Consider the following 15,566-nt stretch of genomic DNA (forward strand, 5'->3'; position numbering starts at 1 on the left):
TCGAAGACCGGCAGGACGATCAGGATGTCGATCAGGCCTTGCGAGCGAGGCCACCGAGCAAGGCTGCCACGGGACGCTTGCCAGGCTTGACCGGCGCACGGCTGCGCTCGGCAGCCGGGGCTTCAGGCATGGCCTTCGTGGCGGTCGGACGCGCCACTTCCTCGTAGGGTCTGGAGAAGATGGGATCGTCCGGCACGCGCGGTGCACTCGGCAGGCGGCGCGGCTCGTATCCGTGCCCGTCGGCACGGCCATCGCCACGGCGCTCGCTACGCTCGCCGCGTCCGCCACGATCACGCCCATAGCGTTCGCTGCGCTCGCCACGGTCGGCGCGCTGGTAATGATCGCCACGCTCACTACGCTCGCCACGGCGGTCTTCTTCCATCGCGAAGCCCTGCAGTTCGGCACGGGGCACCGCACGCTTCAACAGCTTCTCGATATCGGCCAGCAGGCGCTCGTCACCGGGCGCGCACAGCGACATGGCATCGCCGGTCGCGCCGGCACGTCCGGTCCGGCCGATACGGTGGACATAGTCTTCCGCGTTGTACGGCAGATCGAAATTGATCACGCACGGCATGTCGGCAATATCGAGGCCGCGCGCCGCTACATCGGTAGCCACCAGTGCATCGATGGTGCCCTGCTTGAATCCCTCGAGCGTCTGCATGCGCTCGCTTTGTGTCTTGTCGCCGTGAATGGCCGAGGCATTGATGCCTTCGCGCTCAAGCTGGCGCGCCAGGCGCGAACAACCCAGCTTGCTGTTGGTAAAGACGATGCACTGCTTGGGGAGGCCCTGCTCGGCGCGCTGCTTCAGCAGGTGGACGACTGCTGCCTGCTTGCGTGCCTCGGGCACCATGAAGACCTGCTGCGTCACATTGGACGACGCGGAGTTGCTGCGCGCCACTTCGATGGTAACGGGATCGCGCAGGTAGCTCGCGGCCAGCTTCTTGATGTCGCCCGAGAAGGTCGCCGAAAACAGCAGTGTCTGGCGCTGGGCCGGCAGCAGGTTGAGGATGCGCTGCAGATCCGGCAGGAAGCCCATGTCGAGCATGCGATCGGCCTCGTCGAGCACCAGCATCTGTACCTGCGACAGGTTCACCGTCTTCTGCTGCACATGGTCGAGCAGGCGGCCCGGCGTAGCCACCAGGATTTCCACGCCGCGCCGCAGTTCGGCGGTCTGCGGATTCATGTCGACACCGCCGAACACGACGGTGCTGCGCAGCGCGGTGTGCTTGGCGTACTTTGCCACGTTGTCGTAGACCTGGTCAGCCAGTTCGCGCGTCGGCGTCAGCATCAGGGCGCGCACTGGGTGGCGCGCCGGCGAGGTGCTGGTGCTGGCGAACGGCAGCAGGCGCTGGATGATCGGCAGCGAGAATCCCGCCGTCTTGCCGGTGCCGGTCTGGGCGGCGCCCATGACATCGCGGCCCTGCATCACCACCGGAATGGCCTGCGCCTGGATCGGCGTGGCCACGCGGTAGCCCTGCTCGGTGATGGCGCGAAGAATATCGGCGTGCAGGCCGAAGGAGTCGAACGTGGTGTCTGCTTGAGCTGTGTCTGTCATGGATGGGTAATGCGTGCGGGCGGCGGGCGGGAGTTGGGAGCAGGCAGGAGAACCGTGAATCGGCGCCTCGGCCGACCGTGCCGGGCATGATATGTGCCCTGCGGGATCGCTCGCGTTCCGCAAAAATCGGGCGCCAGATGCGCCACTAAAACGTTGATTATATTACGTTTGACTCGCAAGAACGAATCCGGGCCGCGAGAAGGCGCGCGACCGGGGCATTTATTGCCGTCAAAACAACACCCCTGCGACAAGACGTGGGGAGCCTACGGCTGGAACGGCCACCATCCGGCTGTCCGCCCGGCATGCCGTACACGCCGCCCTGCTCCGCTGTCACAACGCGGCAGGGGCGGGCTGTCGGGAACCAAGCAATCCGCTCAAGCGGCCCCAAGCTGCCGGATCAGCCACTCGATGAATAGCCGAACCTTGGCCAGATGCTGCTGATTCTTGCGGTAGGAGAGGAAATGCGTCTCGCGCGCGAGCGTCTGGAACACGGACGCGCCCACCGGCACCAGCTCGCCGCGGGCCATCTCGCGCTCGGCGAGCCGCACGCTTTCCAGCACCACGCCCACGCCATCGACCGCAGCCGAAATCGCCAGCGCGCCCCGGTCGAACGACGTGCGCGGCCGCGCGGGGCACACCATGCCATTGGCGGCAAACCAGTCCTGCCACGTCACGGGACTGAGCTGCGAGTCGATGAGCGGCAGGCGCTGCATCTGCTCGGGAAGACTGCTTGCTGCATCCAGCAGGCGCGGCGAGACCAGCGGCACGATCTGCTCCGCCCCCAAGGACCGCACCACCAGGCCGGGACGCTCCGCTGCCGCGCCATACGTGATGGCGATATCGATGTCTTCCATCTGCGTCAGGTCGATGAGCGCAGAGCCGGAGCGCACGCGGATGGTGATGTCGGGATAGGCCTGCATGAACTCCGGCAGACGCGGACTCAGCCATTTCACCGCGAAGCTGTGCGAGCTGAACACCGTGAGCACCTGCGCAGCCGGGGCCTCCGCAACCTCGTTGCAGGCCGCCTCGATGCGGTCGAAGGCACGCGACAGGTGATCGCGCAGCCGCCGTCCTTCTGCTGTCGGTTCGACGCGGCGATTGCGCCGGATGAACAGCTTGCGGCCGAAATACTCCTCCAGCTCGCGGATCTGGTGGCTGATCGCGGACTGGGTCAGATGCAGCTCGTTGGCCGCGAGCGTGAAACTTTCATGGCGAGCGGCGGCTTCGAACGCGCGCAGCAAGACGAAATTGGGAATGCGCCGCATGATCTCGAAATTCATGAATCTCATTCATGTTTTCATGAACAGTCATCGTTTGTCAATCCGGTGCGGGACGGCGACCATGCAAGGGTCTCCCACCCTTATTTCCCCAAGGAGCTGTCATGGCAGCAGTACTCGACCAACCGCTGGAAAAACTGACGACTGGCGACCGCATTTCCATTTACCAGCCCGAGCAGGCTGGCCTGATCTACCCTGAACTGCCCACCTTCGCAACCCACGCTGAACACCGCCAGCACCTCAAGGAACGCCTGGTCGCCGCCTGCCGCGCCTTTGCCCTGCAAGGCTTCGATTATGGCTTTGCCGGCCACCTGACGGTGCGCGACCCGGAATTCCCGGATCTGTACTGGACCAACCCGATGTGCGTGCACTTCTCGCAGGTCAAGGTCTCCAACCTGATCCTCGCGGATCACGAAGGCAAGGTCGTCGAAGGCCAGTACGCCATCAACCGCGCCGGTTTCGTGCTGCACGCCGCGGTGCATGAAGCGCACCCGGACATCGTCGCCATGTGCCACGCCCACACCACCTACGGCACGGCCTTTGCCGCGCTGGGCAAGCCGCTCGACCCGATCTCGCAGGACGCGGCGGCGTTCTACGAAGACCACGTGGTGATCAAGAGCGAAGCCGGCCAGGTGGCGGTGGAGAAGAAGGCTGGCCCGAAGGTGGCCGACTGGTTCAAGGGCGTGAAGGCGGCGATCCACCAGAACCACGGCCTGCTGACGGCAAGCCGCCACAGCATCGAATCGGCGGCGTTCTGGTTTATCGCGCTGGAGCGTTGCTGCCAGCAGCAGCTGATGGTGGAAGCCACCGGCAGCAAGCCGGTGTTCGTATCGCCGGAGCGTTCGCGCTACAGCCGCGAGCATGTGGGCAGCGAGTACATCGGCTGGCTGCACTTCCAGCCGATCTGGGATCAGCTGGTGAAGACCCAGCCGGATATGTTCGATTAAAATTGCGGCCCTATTGCAGCCCTTGCCCCGGACCCACTCACGAGAGCGGGTCCGGGGTTTTCATTTTCCTCTGCTCATGCGGTGCTGGACGGATGCGTGCCGACCGGCGCCCGGACGAGCATGACAGGCACCGAGGCAATCCGCGCGACTTGCTCGGCATCGCTACCCAACAGGAAACGATTCACGCCTCGGCGGCCATGCGTGCCAAGAATGACCAGATCGCAGCGTGACGTCTCGACCTGCGCGGCGACCAGCTCCGACACACGGCTGCCCTTGCTCTCGACCAGCACGGTTTCCACCGCGACGCCGTCCTGTTGCAGCTGGCTGGCGGCCTTGTCCAGCAGCGCCTGCCCCATTGCCAGAAAGCCGGGACGGACCTCATTGAAGTAGACCGTGGCGGACTCAAAGCCATGGCTGTACTCGGTTGCCTCGATGACATGCAGCAACACCACCGTCGCTCCGCTCAGGCGCGCCAGCGTCGAGGCATGCTCCAGCGCGAGATGCGCCGTCGGGCTTCCATCAATCGGGACCAGAAGTCGGGAATACACGGCATTTCTCCAAGGTCAGGACGTGCGGGCAGGCTGCAGCAAGGCGCGGGCATGCCCGGCCGCCACCCATTCTTCATTGGTCGGTTCGACGCAGACCAGCACCGCGCTGCGCGTAGCGGACACCACGGCCGCATTGGCTGCATTCGCGGCATCATCCAGACGTACACCGAGAAAGCCAAGCGCCCGGCATATCCGCTCGCGGACGAATGCATTGTGCTCGCCCACGCCGGCGGTAAACACCAGCATATCGAATCCGCCAAGGGCCGTGATGAGGGCGCCGATCTCCCGTACGATACGCCGGACATAGAGATCCAGCGCAAAACGGGCGCGCTCGCCGACTTCACCGGCATCGCTCTCGTGTTGCACGATGACACGCGGCTCCGACGATATGCCAGAGAGGCCCAGCAGCCCGCTGCGATGATAAAGAAGATCGCCAACCTGCTGCAACGACAGCTTCTCGACTTCCATCAGGTGCAGTACCACGCCGGGATCCAGCGCGCCGGTGCGGGTGCCCATCATCAAGCCGTCCAGCGAGGAAAATCCCATTGTCGTCGCCACGCTTTGCAGTCCGCGCATGGCGCAAAGACTCGCGCCACTGCCCAGGTGCGCCACAATGGTACAGCCGCGGGCGGCATCGCCATGGCGTTCGGCCAGGGCCGTTGTCATGTATTCGTAAGATAGCCCGTGAAAGCCATAGCGCCGCAAGCCATGCTGCCAGGCCTCATAGGGCAGCGGCAAAAGTTGTTCGGCCTTCGGGATGGTGTGATGAAACGCGGTATCGAAGCAGGCGACCTGCGGCAGTTCCGGATGCTCCTCAAGCAGGCTTTCGATCGCGTCGAGTGCAAAGGGCTGGTGCAGCGGGGCAAGCGGAATGTATTTCTTGAGATCCGCCAGTACGGCGGCATCCACCAACACTGGCTGGAAGTACTTGCTGCCGCCATGCACGACCCGGTGGACGACGGCGCTGAGCTGGCGACCGGCGAGCCTTTCCCGGATGCGCGCGCGGATCACGGCAAGAGCGCTGCGGTATGGCTGGTCACTGCCGAGCGCCACCGGGCAAGGCGCCACGCCAGTCTCCATGATCTCCGCGGCCGCACTGCCGATCCCTTGCACTTTGCCTTGCCACCAGGGCCGCTTGCCCAGCGGCTCGGGCGCGGCATCGAAGATTGCGAACTTGATGCTCGACGACCCGCAATTCAGGACCAGGATAAGTGCTTCATTCATAGTGGCTAAAGTTTGATGTCCCACGGCGTTCGCAAATCCGTCAACGATCTACCAGCGGGCTCGCACGCGCTGGCAGTATCGTCGCACAGATTATGGGGCACAACCGTAGCGCTTTAGCCAAAAAATACTACCGCTCGTCCATGGATGGGTTGCGCCAGCAGCAGCTTACGCCGGAACGCCACCAGATCGGCAATCGTGCCAATCTTCAGCCCGTGCACCTGCGCAAACACGAGCAGATCCGGCAGCCGGGCCATCTCGCCATCGTCCCTCATGATTTCGCAGATCACGGCAGCCGGGCGCAAGCCCGCTAATGCCGCATAGTCGCATCCCGCCTCCGTGTGCCCGGGGCGCTCGAGCACGCCACCGGGTCGCGCCATGAGGGGAAAGACATGGCCTGGCTGCATCAGGTCCTGCGGGCGCGTTGCGGGATCGATGGCGGCGCGGATGGTGATGGCACGGTCGGCAGCGGAAATGCCGGTGGTGGTGCCATGCACGGCATCGATGGAAGCCGTGAAGTTGGTGCTGCGTCCGCCGGTGTTGCGCTGCTCGGCCAGCGGAAGCTCAAGTTCATCGCAGCGCTGCTCCGTGAGCGTCAGGCAGATCAGTCCGCGTCCATGGCGGGCCATGAAGTTGATGTGGGCCGCCGACACACAGTCCGCCGCGACGACCAGGTCGCCCTCATTCTCGCGATCCTCGTCATCCACGAGGATCACCGCCTCGCCACGCTGCAGCGCGGCGATGATCTCGGTCGGGCCGCTAAGGCTGGCGCCGACCGGAGTCCTTTCCAACGTAGCACGCGCACCCTCGTGCGGCGGAGTGCCGGTACCCGAGCGTGCCAGTGCTGGCGGCATCAGCCCGGATGTGGACGGACGCTGTGGCCGCCCCGCGTCCAGACCGGGCAATCGCACAGCCGGCTCGACACGGCGGCTGGCCGGCCGACGTTCGAAGGACAAGGTATCGAAAGGAAACGGGGCAAGTTCGAGAGTCGTCACGTCAACACATCCTGATACGAACAATGATGAAAAGATCAGCGCTTCATCAGCAACGGCATGACATGGCGGCCAAAGATCTCGGCCTCCTGGTCATGCGGGAAGCCGGACAGGCAGAAGCCCGAGCAGCCGGCATCGATGAACTCCCGCAACTGCCCTGCGACCTGATCGGGATTGCCCACCACGGCGACGCCTGAGCCCGTGCGTACGTCCGAGATGCCTGACCAGAGGTGCGGCGTCAGCATGTGATCCTTCACGGATGCCAGTTCCCGCTGGCGGTTATTGGCCGCCGAATCAAAGCCAGTGCGGTTGCCGTCCATGTACTCCTTGCGCCCGTGTGCATTGGCGACCAGCTGGTGCGCGTGGTCCCACGCCTCGGCCTCGGTCTCCCGGCAGATGATCTGCAGGCGCATCGCGAACTGCAGTTCGTTCTCGCGGCCGTACCGCGAGGCGCGCTCGCGCATTTCCTTGATTTGGGTGGCGATGCGTTCCGGGTAGTCGCCCCAGAACAGGTGAGTCGACGAATGCTTGGCGGAAATCTCGGCGGCGAATTCCGAACCGCCGCCGAGGTAGAAAGGCGGGCAACCGGTACGGTTGGGTACCACCTTCGGGTGATCGAGATGATGGAACTTGCCGTCGAACTTGACGCTCTCCTCGGTCGTCAGCCGCTTGAGCAGTTCGACCTCTTCGGCCAGCTGTTCATAGCGCGTCTCCTTCGATTCGGGCTGGCCTTCCGCCTTGGCATCGGCGGCGCTCTGGCCGGCGATCAGGTTGATAAGGCAGCGGCCGCCACCGGCGATCTGGTCGAACGTCGCCACCATCTTGGCCAGCGCCACCGGCTGCACAAAGCCCGGCTTGAGCGCAACCAGCATCTTCAGTTTCTCGGTGCGGGCGGCGAGATACGTGGCAATGATCCACGCATCCCAGCAGTCCTTGGTGGTCGGCACGAGCGCGTATTCGAAACCGGCATCCTCGGCTGCCTTGGCTACCTTTTCGAAATGATCGAGCGAGAACTTGACCTCGGCATCGGCGGCAAACGATGACCTGTCGCCATGTGTCGGGATGAACCAGCCCATCGACAGTTTCTTTTCTTGTGCGGCTTGTTTTTGTTCCACGGTGCTTCCTTTCATGATGGAGTGACGATCGTTCGGCGCGGCCTGGCCGGAAGGCTCATGACGCTCCAGTACGTGACTGCATGGGATCTGTTGGTGGTGGCGCGCCGGATGGCGTACCGGAATGCATGCATGACCTCAGGCGCGGAGTAACTCCGGCTCCGGCTCAGCGGTGCAGAATGGCCCCGAGATCTTGCCTCGGTAGAACACCAGCGGATCGCTCGGCGCCGTGGAGAACGAGAGCACCTCACCAACCATGATGACGTGGTCCCCGCCTTGGTAGCGATGCGCGATGCGGCACTCGAACACCGCCGTGCAACCTTGGATCACGGGCACGTCGCCATGGCCGCGCGTCAGGTCGAGTCCCGCGAAGCGGTCGATGCCGCGCGTGGAGAACTGCTTGCAGATATGCTCCTGGCCAGCGGCCAGGATATGCACGGCGAAGGCATCCACCTGTTCGAACGCCGCGGCATTGGACGACTTGCAATCGAGGCTCCACAGCACCATGGGCGGATCGAGCGACACCGAGTTGAAGCTGGTGGCAGTCAGGCCGAAATCCTTGCCATCCGCCGAGCGCGAGGTGACCACGGTGATGCCGGTCGCAAAGGCACTGAGCGCACCGCGAAACTGCTTGCTGTCGAACGTGGTATCCATATCGGCTCCTTGATGTTTCTGTCCGCTGCCATCGCACGCTGCGTGTGCAGCATTGCGATCGGCGACAGGGGCAATATAGGTTTGAACCTTGTCCCAAATAAAGTGAAATCGGCGTCATCGCCCTATGAGCCCGATTCATACGCAAGGCACAGCGCGGTTCTCCAGCTGGTTCCTCTTGGGCCCTTGTTGCGTGACGCTCGCCGCACGACCGGAAAGCGCGATGCGTCCCCCGTGCTTGTCCGCACGCCATCGCTGCTGGCCGAATGCAGGCTCAGGCACAGACATATTGATGGCGATGCGCAACGTGACTGGTAGAAAGCCCGAGAGCAGGCATGGGGCAACTGCGCATAGAATTGAAAACCTGAGGAACACGCCAGCACCGCGCACGATGTCCTGCCGCGATACTCTGGTATTGCCTTTCATCTTTTTTCCGCCATCGATCACACTGTCGCCATGAGCCGTTTCAACATCCAATCGCTTGACCTGAACCTGCTCTCGGTGTTTGTCGTCGTATGGGAAGCCAGGAGCGTGAGCCGCGCAGCAGAACGGCTCTCGCTCACGCAGTCGGCAGTCAGCCATGCCTTGAAACGCCTGCGCCTGCGCGTGGGCGATCCGCTGTTTGTTCCTGGCCGCGACGGCCTGGTGCCGACGCCGCGCGCGGCCGAGATCATCGGGCCGGTGCAGGCGGCACTGCTGCAGATCACCAATGCATTGCGGGTCCGTTCGACGTTCGAGCCGGAAACTGCGGAAATGGAATTGCGGCTCGGCTCCAACGATCATGTAGAAAGCTGGCTGGTGTCCAAGGTATTGGGATTGGCTTGCGCGCAGGCGCCGGGCGTGGTCATCCGCAGCCTGGCGATGCCGGACCTGGACTCGACGGAAGCGTTGCTGGAATCAGGTGAACTGGATCTGGCGATCACGCGCCAGCCGTTTCATACGCCCGGCATCCGGTGCGAGCACCTGACTGATTTCGGTTTTGTCACGATGATCCGCAAGGCGGAAGCGCCAGCGACCGAGGAAATGCCGCTGGACCTGTATCTGGAGCGGCCGCACGTCGTGCTGCACAGGCAGAATGCGCGCTCCAACCGCATTGACGCGGCACTCTCGGAAATCGGTGTACAGCGCCGCATCGGCGCGTCGGTGCAGACCTTCTACGCCATGCTTGCCACCGCTGCCGAGACCGGTTATCTCTGCACGGTACCCGACCAGATGCGCCACAGCTTCGCGCGCTCGTTCGACCTGAGCGTGCACGAGCTGCCATTCAAAACGCAGCCAGTTTCCATGTACATTGCATGGCATGTCCGCTACGCGGCAGACCCGGCGCTTCTCTGGCTGATTCGCTGCGTCCAGGAAGCGGCCAGCCAGCGGTAGCAACGCCACCGCAGGTTGATTCCAGCGAGAGCACTGGCGAATCTATTGTGGCGCACGGGCCCACAGGTTGGGCGTGATGTCCCCGGAGTATCCCGAGACAAACGCCTTGACGGTCGGCTCACCGGCCGCGAATACCTGGCGTTCGATGCGCCCGATATTGCCGCCATAGACATGGATGCTGATCGACACGCGATCATCATATGCATTCCATACCTGATGCACATCGCCGATGCCGGGTGAGACGAAGGCCACCATGCCAGGCTCGAGGCGCTCGGGTGGGCCGGCTGGCGCGGTCGACATGCCATCGCGCGCGACATACGCCTGTCCCCATTCCGCACCTCGCAGCATGCCGATGGCGCCCCACACCGTGTGGTTGTGGACCGGCGTGCGCTGGCCCGGGCCCCAGACAAAACTCACGACCGAGAAACGGTCGAGCGGGTCGCCATAGAGCAGGTATTGGCGATAGAACTCCGGATGAGGCTGCGCGAACGCTTCCGGCAGCCAGTCGTCGTGTGCTACCAGCTGGTGCAGATGCCGGCCTGTGCGCCGCAGGATCTCATGCTCCGGCAGGTTGGGCTCATCAACGATCGCATGCATGTGCTGGACAAACTGCAGCAGCCTGCCCTCGCTCTCCTGTGCCGTCATGCCGATCCTCCCGGTGCGAGATGATGCAGGATGGTTTCCAGAAACGGCAACGGTTCCGCGATATGCGGAATATGCGCCGTAGCCAGCTCGACGTACTGCGCACCTGGCACCGCATCGGCAATCGCACGCCCGAGCCGGGGTGGCATGGCCGCATCGTCGATGCCGGCAATCACCAGGGTCGGTGCGCTGATGTGCGCCAGGCAGGCATGCAGGTCGACATCGCGGATCGCCTCGCTGCAGCCGATGTAGCCGCCCAGCTCGACCTGCAGGAAATGCTCGCGGATCGTCGCCACATCGACAGGATCGGTGGCCAGGTAACCGGCATTGAACCAGCGTTGCATCGTGCCGTCGACCAGCGCCTGCAAGCCCTGCTCCCGGGCCGTCTGGATGCGCGCGCTCCAGACGCCGGCATCGACGCTGGCACTGGTATTCGACACCACCAGGCGCCGGACGCGAACGGTGTTGGCCGCCAGCCAGAGGCCGATCATGCCGCCGACCGACACGCCGACGAACGAGAACTGGTCGATGCCCGCTGCATCCGCCGCCAGCAGGACCTGATTCGCCAGTTGCGGCACCGTCCACGTGGTTCTGCCGCCAATCAGGCTGGAAGCGCCATGGCCGGGTAGATCGAGCCGCAGCACGCGGTAGTGGCGCAACAGCGCCGGCATGAGGCCATCCCACAACGAGGTATCGCTGCCGAGGGAATTGGCAAGGATTAGCGCGGGCGCATCCCGACGACCATCGGTCCGTCAGAAGACCCGCGCGCCATCGGATTCAATGAACGGCACGAATGACTCCTCAGGAAACGGTGATGCCACGTTTGGTGATGACATCACGCCATTTGGTGATCTCGCTCGCGATCAGGGTACGGAACTCCTCGGACGATCCCGCGACACTCTCAGAGCCCAGGCTGGCAAGCTTTGACACGACCTCCGGATGGCGCAGGGCCTTGACCGTCTCGGCATTCAGCTTGCGCACCACGGTGTCCGGCACGCCCGCCGGCGCCATCAAACCATACCATCCGCGCACTTCATAGCCACTCAGGCCGGCTTCCTGCATGGTCGGCACATCGGGCAGCTCCGGCGTGCGCTTTGGCGAAGTCACCGCCAGTGGGCGCAGCTTGCCGGCCTTGATATGCGGCAGCACCAGCACGAGGTGGTCGATGGAATAGTCAACCTCGTTGGCCAACAAGGCCGTGACCGCCAGCGATGCACCCTTGTACGGGATGTGCATGCTCTTCACACCCAGCTGCTGCATCAGCTCGACCCCCAGATGCTGCGGCGTACCCGCCCCGACACTCGAGAAGTTGATCTTTTCGCCTTGCGCCTTCAGGAGGCTGGCGAACTCGGAGAAATTCTTGACCTTGCTCGACGCGTTGACGCACAGCACCAGTGGTGTCGCGGCGACCAGCGAAATGGGGACGAGGTCCTTTAGCGGATCGTAGCCAAGATTCTTGTAGAGCGTGACATTCGGTGCCAGCGGTCCGCTCGCAGCCATCAACAGGGTATAGGGATCGCCGCGCGAGCTGCGCGCCACGTACGCCGTGCCGATGTTTCCGCCTGCGCCGGGCTTGGCCTCCACGACCACCGGCTGTCCCATCGACTGGAAGAATTTTTCGCCGACGATGCGCGACAGGATATCGACGATGCCGCCCGACTGATACGGCGAGATGATACGGATCGGGCGATTGGGATACGCTTCATTGGCCAGCACGGGAAATGCAAGCGACGCACCGATGGCGCTTGCCCCTTGCAGGAATTGACGGCGATTCTTGATCATGGACTGTGTCTCCTAGAGGTTCCCTCGGCTGTCTCGCCGATTGGGTATGACGGTTTAACAGATGGATGCATGTTGCCCGTACTGCGGCATCTGACTGCCACACTGCCAACAGAAAGCCGCCCTGCGGTTGGCGTGCAGGCACCGAGCCATATATGCGCCGGTATCATGACGCGCAGGTTCTTATGCAGGGCGCTGCCGCAGTTGCTCGCGCTGTCTGCGGCGCCCGCAGGAAAGCGGATTACTTTTGACGCATGGTCACGTGTTCATGCGCCAGCAGGCTGCCGTGACATCGCTGACGCGGCGGCGAGCATCGGCACCACACAGTGGGCGAAGTGCTCCCCGAGATTGGTTCACTCATATCCCTTCCTTGATGTCAGGTCATGTTGCCCATGAAGATCGCCTCCGCAAGCACGTCAGGACCCGGGACATGGCCAATATAGGTTTGTGCGTGAAGGGAATAAAGTGAAATCGGTGTCGACGCCCCATGAGCGGGATTCATATGCGGGCGTGGTATGTGTTCATGCGCGCGTGAATCGGGACATGGCAATCATGAAGAGAAGAGATGTTCGTGATCCTGAGAAATCGCGACATCCACAACCAAGGAGTCAAGCGTTCCCAACGGCTCAAAGTTACGATCTTGCCTATCGGCGTTCGTGGGAATGCACCAGCGATCGATCCAAAACAAAAAGGGTGACAGGAAAAATCCTGTCACCCTTCGATACTGCTGGTGGGCCTCCCGTGAGTCGAACACGGCACCAACGGATTATGAGTCCGCTGCTCTAACCAGGCATGAGCTAGAGGCCCTGAACGGCAGACCGCCGGGCAAGCCCGGCGGTGGCTCCGCACATCACTGCTGGCGGATCAGTTCTCTTCGAGGAAGCTCTTGAGCTTGTCGGACCGGCTCGGGTGGCGCAGCTTGCGCAGGGCCTTGGCTTCGATCTGGCGAATGCGTTCGCGTGTGACGTCGAACTGCTTGCCGACTTCTTCGAGCGTGTGGTCGGTGCTCATCTCGATACCGAAGCGCATGCGCAGTACCTTGGCTTCGCGCGGCGTGAGCGAGTCGAGTACGTCCTTCATGACGTGGCGCATCGAGTCACGCAGCGCAGCTTCGGCCGGCGCCAGCGTGTTGGTGTCTTCGATGAAGTCGCCCAGATGGGAATCGTCGTCGTCACCGATCGGCGTTTCCATGGAGATCGGCTCCTTGGCGATCTTCATGATCTTGCGGATCTTGTCCTCGGGCATTTCCATCTTCTCGGCCAGCGTTGCCGGATCCGGTTCGTTACCGGTTTCCTGCAGGATCTGGCGCGAGATGCGGTTCATCTTGTTGATCGTTTCGATCATGTGCACCGGAATGCGGATGGTGCGGGCCTGATCGGCGATCGAGCGCGTGATGGCCTGACGGATCCACCACGTGGCATAGGTCGAGAATTTGTAGCCACGGCGATATTCGAACTTGTCCACCGCCTTCATGAGGCCGATGTTGCCTTCCTGGATCAGGTCGAGGAACTGCAGCCCACGGTTGGTGTACTTCTTGGCGATGGAGATCACGAGACGCAGGTTGGCCTCGGTCATCTCGCGCTTGGCTTCACGCGCCCGCTTCTCGCCTTCCGACATCTTGCGGTTGACCTGCTTGAGTTCGGGCAGCGGCAGCACGACGCGCGCCTGCAGATCGATCAGCTTCTGCTGCAGTTCCTGCACCGCGGGCACGTTGCGCTCGATGATCTCGCTGTACGGCTTGTTGTCGGCAACGAGTGTCTGGATCCAGTCCAGATTGGTTTCGTTGCCGGGGAAACGGGCAACGAAATCGCTGCGCGGGAAGCCGCACTTGTCCACGACGATGTTCAGGATAGCGCGTTCGAGCTTGCGCACTTCGTCCACCTGGCCCCGCAGCGTGTCGCACAGGCGTTCGACATTGCGTGCAGTGAAGCGCACGGTCATCAGTTCGGCCTGGATGGCTTCCTGTGCCTTGACGTACGGCTTGGACTTGTAACCTTCCTTCTCGAAGGCGCGGCGCATCTTGTCGAACTGGTCGGCGATGATGCGGAATTTCTCGAGCGAGGCCTGCTTCAGCTCCTCGAGCTGACGAGCCGAGGCGCCCGCCGCTGCGGCTTCATCGCTCTCGTCTTCGTCGCTTTCCTCGTCGCTGTCCTCATCCTGCTCTTCGTCATCGGCGGCAGCGGTGGCGGCGCCGGAGAAGTCGATGTCGCCGGCCTCTTCGGCGTTCGGGTCGATCAGGCCATCCACGAATTCGTCGATCTTGATCTCGTCATTGGCAACGCGATCGGCAATGGCGAGGATTTCGGCGATGGTGACCGGGCAGGCGGAGATGGCCATGACCATGTCTTTCAGGCCGGCTTCGATCCGCTTGGCGATCTCGATTTCGCCTTCACGCGTCAGCAGTTCGACCGTGCCCATTTCACGCATGTACATGCGTACCGGGTCGGTCGTGCGGCCGAACTCGGAGTCCACGGTGGAGAGCGCAGCCTCGGCTTCTTCCTCGGCTTCTTCCTCGGTGGTGACGTTGGGTGCGTTGTCGTTGAGCAGCAGCGTCTCGGCATCCGGCGCCTGTTCGTAGACGGCGATGCCGATGTCGTTCAGCGTGGCAACGAGCGTGTCGAGCGCATCCGCCTCGACCATGTCGTCAGGCAGATGGTCGTTGATTTCGGCGTAGGTCAGGTAGCCGCGCGACTTGCCGAGCTTGATGACAGCCTTGAGTTTCTGGCGGCGCAGCTCCAGTTCTTCCTCGGTACCTGGCTGGGTCGAGGCGAACTCCTTGAGCAGGGCCTTTTCCTTGGCCTTGCGGTCCTTGGCGCGCTGCTTGTCGGACTTGGCGGCAGGCACATCGGCGGGAATGTCTTCCTCGAAAAACTCTTCGCCGAGATCGGCCACGCTATCGTCGGCCTGCGCAGCAGCCTTGGGCTTGCGACCGCGCTTCTTCGGCTCCGCCGCCGGGACTGCCGCGACTGCCGGTTTGGCCGGGCGTGCAGCAGCGGACACGGTTTTCTTCTCGACTTCGGTATCTTTCTGTTTCGACACGATGTTTTGCTTACCTTTTACTGATGCCACGCTGGCGGTACGCGTCTGACTGCTCTTGGCCACACTACCGCGTGCAGGAGCACTGGCCGCAGACGCGGCGCGCGAGGCCGTGGTCCGGGTCGCTGCAGGAGCCTTGGCTACCTTGGCAGCGACCTTGGCAACCATTTCGGCGCTTGGGGTGCTTTTTGGCGTAGTACGGGTGGCTGCGCGGTCGGTGGCGCGGTCCGTGGTTTTCTTTGCGACGGTTTTCCCTGCGGCTTGCGTTCCCCTGCTCGCGCCCGCCACAGGCTTGGCTGTCCGTGTCGCGGATGCCTTACCTTTCGTGACTGCAGATGCTGCCTTCGCTGCGCCCCGACTTGCCACCGGAGTTGCAGTTCGGGTCGCGGACGCCTTCGTCTTAGCCATGGGAACGCTCACTTTTACCAAAAG

13 protein-coding genes, 1 tRNA gene and 1 pseudogene are annotated in these 15,566 nt (G+C 63.1%); 2 read left to right on the plus strand and 13 right to left on the minus strand.

Annotated features, from left to right (window positions below; translation table 11 throughout):
- Nucleotides 1-31: 31 nt before the first annotated feature.
- Entirely contained in the window at nt 32-1,555 is a 1,524-nt protein-coding gene (locus tag ACQ3C8_RS09790) for a DEAD/DEAH box helicase (RefSeq protein WP_009521573.1), read from the minus strand.
- Nucleotides 1,556-1,929: 374 nt separating this feature from the next.
- Nucleotides 1,930-2,835 (minus strand): LysR substrate-binding domain-containing protein, encoded by a 906-nt coding sequence (locus tag ACQ3C8_RS09795; protein WP_428853059.1) that lies wholly within the window; start codon nt 2,833-2,835, stop codon nt 1,930-1,932.
- Nucleotides 2,836-2,936: 101 nt separating this feature from the next.
- On the opposite strand from ACQ3C8_RS09795, the gene ACQ3C8_RS09800 reads away from it, so the two are divergent.
- Nucleotides 2,937-3,779 (plus strand): class II aldolase/adducin family protein, encoded by an 843-nt coding sequence (locus ACQ3C8_RS09800; RefSeq protein ID WP_138750734.1) that lies wholly within the window; start codon nt 2,937-2,939, stop codon nt 3,777-3,779.
- Nucleotides 3,780-3,853: 74 nt separating this feature from the next.
- Here ACQ3C8_RS09800 and ACQ3C8_RS09805 read toward each other — a convergent pair whose 3' ends face one another.
- The 6 genes and pseudogenes from ACQ3C8_RS09805 to ACQ3C8_RS09830 form a co-directional block, all read right to left on the minus strand.
- Nucleotides 3,854-4,327 carry a universal stress protein gene (locus tag ACQ3C8_RS09805; RefSeq protein ID WP_428851444.1) on the minus strand — a complete coding sequence of 158 codons (474 nt, stop codon included), beginning with the start codon at nt 4,325-4,327 and terminating at the stop codon, nt 3,854-3,856.
- Nucleotides 4,328-4,342: 15 nt separating this feature from the next.
- On the minus strand, nt 4,343-5,551 hold the full coding sequence (locus ACQ3C8_RS09810; RefSeq protein ID WP_428851445.1) for an acetate/propionate family kinase: 1,209 nt from the start codon (nt 5,549-5,551) through the stop codon (nt 4,343-4,345).
- 164 nt (nt 5,552-5,715) lie between these two features.
- Nucleotides 5,716-6,339: pseudogene (ribB, locus tag ACQ3C8_RS09815) on the minus strand (3,4-dihydroxy-2-butanone-4-phosphate synthase); the annotation flags it as partial.
- Nucleotides 6,340-6,578: 239 nt separating this feature from the next.
- The gene (locus ACQ3C8_RS09820; RefSeq protein WP_428851446.1) at nt 6,579-7,655 is read right to left on the minus strand and encodes an LLM class flavin-dependent oxidoreductase; all 1,077 of its coding nucleotides are present in this window, start codon (nt 7,653-7,655) and stop codon (nt 6,579-6,581) included.
- Between the two features lie 135 nt (nt 7,656-7,790).
- Nucleotides 7,791-8,306, minus strand: coding sequence for a flavin reductase family protein (locus ACQ3C8_RS09825; RefSeq protein WP_428851447.1), 516 nt, complete (start codon nt 8,304-8,306; stop codon nt 7,791-7,793).
- Between the two features lie 135 nt (nt 8,307-8,441).
- Nucleotides 8,442-8,729 carry a hypothetical protein gene (locus ACQ3C8_RS09830; protein ID WP_428851448.1) on the minus strand — a complete coding sequence of 96 codons (288 nt, stop codon included), beginning with the start codon at nt 8,727-8,729 and terminating at the stop codon, nt 8,442-8,444.
- 30 nt (nt 8,730-8,759) lie between these two features.
- On the opposite strand from ACQ3C8_RS09830, the gene ACQ3C8_RS09835 reads away from it, so the two are divergent.
- Complete coding sequence (locus tag ACQ3C8_RS09835; RefSeq protein WP_428851449.1) at nt 8,760-9,677, plus strand: LysR family transcriptional regulator; 918 nt, start codon at nt 8,760-8,762, stop codon at nt 9,675-9,677.
- A gap of 42 nt (nt 9,678-9,719) precedes the next feature.
- Here the strand turns inward: ACQ3C8_RS09835 and ACQ3C8_RS09840 are convergent, their stop codons facing one another.
- From ACQ3C8_RS09840 to rpoD, 5 genes are all read right to left on the minus strand, one after another.
- Nucleotides 9,720-10,322 carry a cysteine dioxygenase gene (locus ACQ3C8_RS09840; RefSeq protein WP_428851450.1) on the minus strand — a complete coding sequence of 201 codons (603 nt, stop codon included), beginning with the start codon at nt 10,320-10,322 and terminating at the stop codon, nt 9,720-9,722.
- Nucleotides 10,319-10,990 carry an alpha/beta fold hydrolase gene (locus ACQ3C8_RS09845; protein ID WP_428851451.1) on the minus strand — a complete coding sequence of 224 codons (672 nt, stop codon included), beginning with the start codon at nt 10,988-10,990 and terminating at the stop codon, nt 10,319-10,321. Before ACQ3C8_RS09845 ends, ACQ3C8_RS09840 begins: the two co-directional genes overlap by 4 nt.
- Nucleotides 10,991-11,120: 130 nt before the next feature.
- Nucleotides 11,121-12,101 (minus strand): Bug family tripartite tricarboxylate transporter substrate binding protein, encoded by a 981-nt coding sequence (locus tag ACQ3C8_RS09850; RefSeq protein ID WP_428851452.1) that lies wholly within the window; start codon nt 12,099-12,101, stop codon nt 11,121-11,123.
- 725 nt (nt 12,102-12,826) lie between these two features.
- A tRNA-Ile gene (locus ACQ3C8_RS09855) sits at nt 12,827-12,905 on the minus strand.
- 57 nt (nt 12,906-12,962) lie between these two features.
- Nucleotides 12,963-15,542, minus strand: a complete 2,580-nt coding sequence (gene rpoD / locus ACQ3C8_RS09860) for an RNA polymerase sigma factor RpoD (RefSeq protein WP_428851453.1) — start codon at nt 15,540-15,542, stop codon at nt 12,963-12,965.
- Nucleotides 15,543-15,566 lie beyond the last annotated feature (24 nt).

It is taken from the genome of Imbroritus primus (assembly GCF_964332355.1).
GTDB classification, from domain to species: domain Bacteria; phylum Pseudomonadota; class Gammaproteobacteria; order Burkholderiales; family Burkholderiaceae; genus Imbroritus; species Imbroritus primus.

What these genes read in the sequence shown, in the direction of transcription:
- ACQ3C8_RS09830 (WP_428851448.1), bottom strand. Translation starts at nt 8,729, where the DNA reads ATGAAAGGCAATACCAGAGTATCGCGGCAGGACATCGTGCGCGGTGCT.
- ACQ3C8_RS09825 (WP_428851447.1), bottom strand. Translation starts at nt 8,306, where the DNA reads ATGGATACCACGTTCGACAGCAAGCAGTTTCGCGGTGCGCTCAGTGCC.
- ACQ3C8_RS09840 (WP_428851450.1), bottom strand. Translation starts at nt 10,322, where the DNA reads ATGACGGCACAGGAGAGCGAGGGCAGGCTGCTGCAGTTTGTCCAGCAC.
- ACQ3C8_RS09795 (WP_428853059.1), bottom strand. Translation starts at nt 2,835, where the DNA reads ATGAATTTCGAGATCATGCGGCGCATTCCCAATTTCGTCTTGCTGCGC.
- ACQ3C8_RS09835 (WP_428851449.1), top strand. Translation starts at nt 8,760, where the DNA reads ATGAGCCGTTTCAACATCCAATCGCTTGACCTGAACCTGCTCTCGGTG.
- ACQ3C8_RS09800 (WP_138750734.1), top strand. Translation starts at nt 2,937, where the DNA reads ATGGCAGCAGTACTCGACCAACCGCTGGAAAAACTGACGACTGGCGAC.
- ACQ3C8_RS09810 (WP_428851445.1), bottom strand. Translation starts at nt 5,551, where the DNA reads ATGAATGAAGCACTTATCCTGGTCCTGAATTGCGGGTCGTCGAGCATC.
- ACQ3C8_RS09790 (WP_009521573.1), bottom strand. Translation starts at nt 1,555, where the DNA reads ATGACAGACACAGCTCAAGCAGACACCACGTTCGACTCCTTCGGCCTG.
- ACQ3C8_RS09850 (WP_428851452.1), bottom strand. Translation starts at nt 12,101, where the DNA reads ATGATCAAGAATCGCCGTCAATTCCTGCAAGGGGCAAGCGCCATCGGT.
- rpoD (WP_428851453.1), bottom strand. Translation starts at nt 15,542, where the DNA reads ATGGCTAAGACGAAGGCGTCCGCGACCCGAACTGCAACTCCGGTGGCA.
- ACQ3C8_RS09845 (WP_428851451.1), bottom strand. Translation starts at nt 10,990, where the DNA reads ATGCCGGCGCTGTTGCGCCACTACCGCGTGCTGCGGCTCGATCTACCC.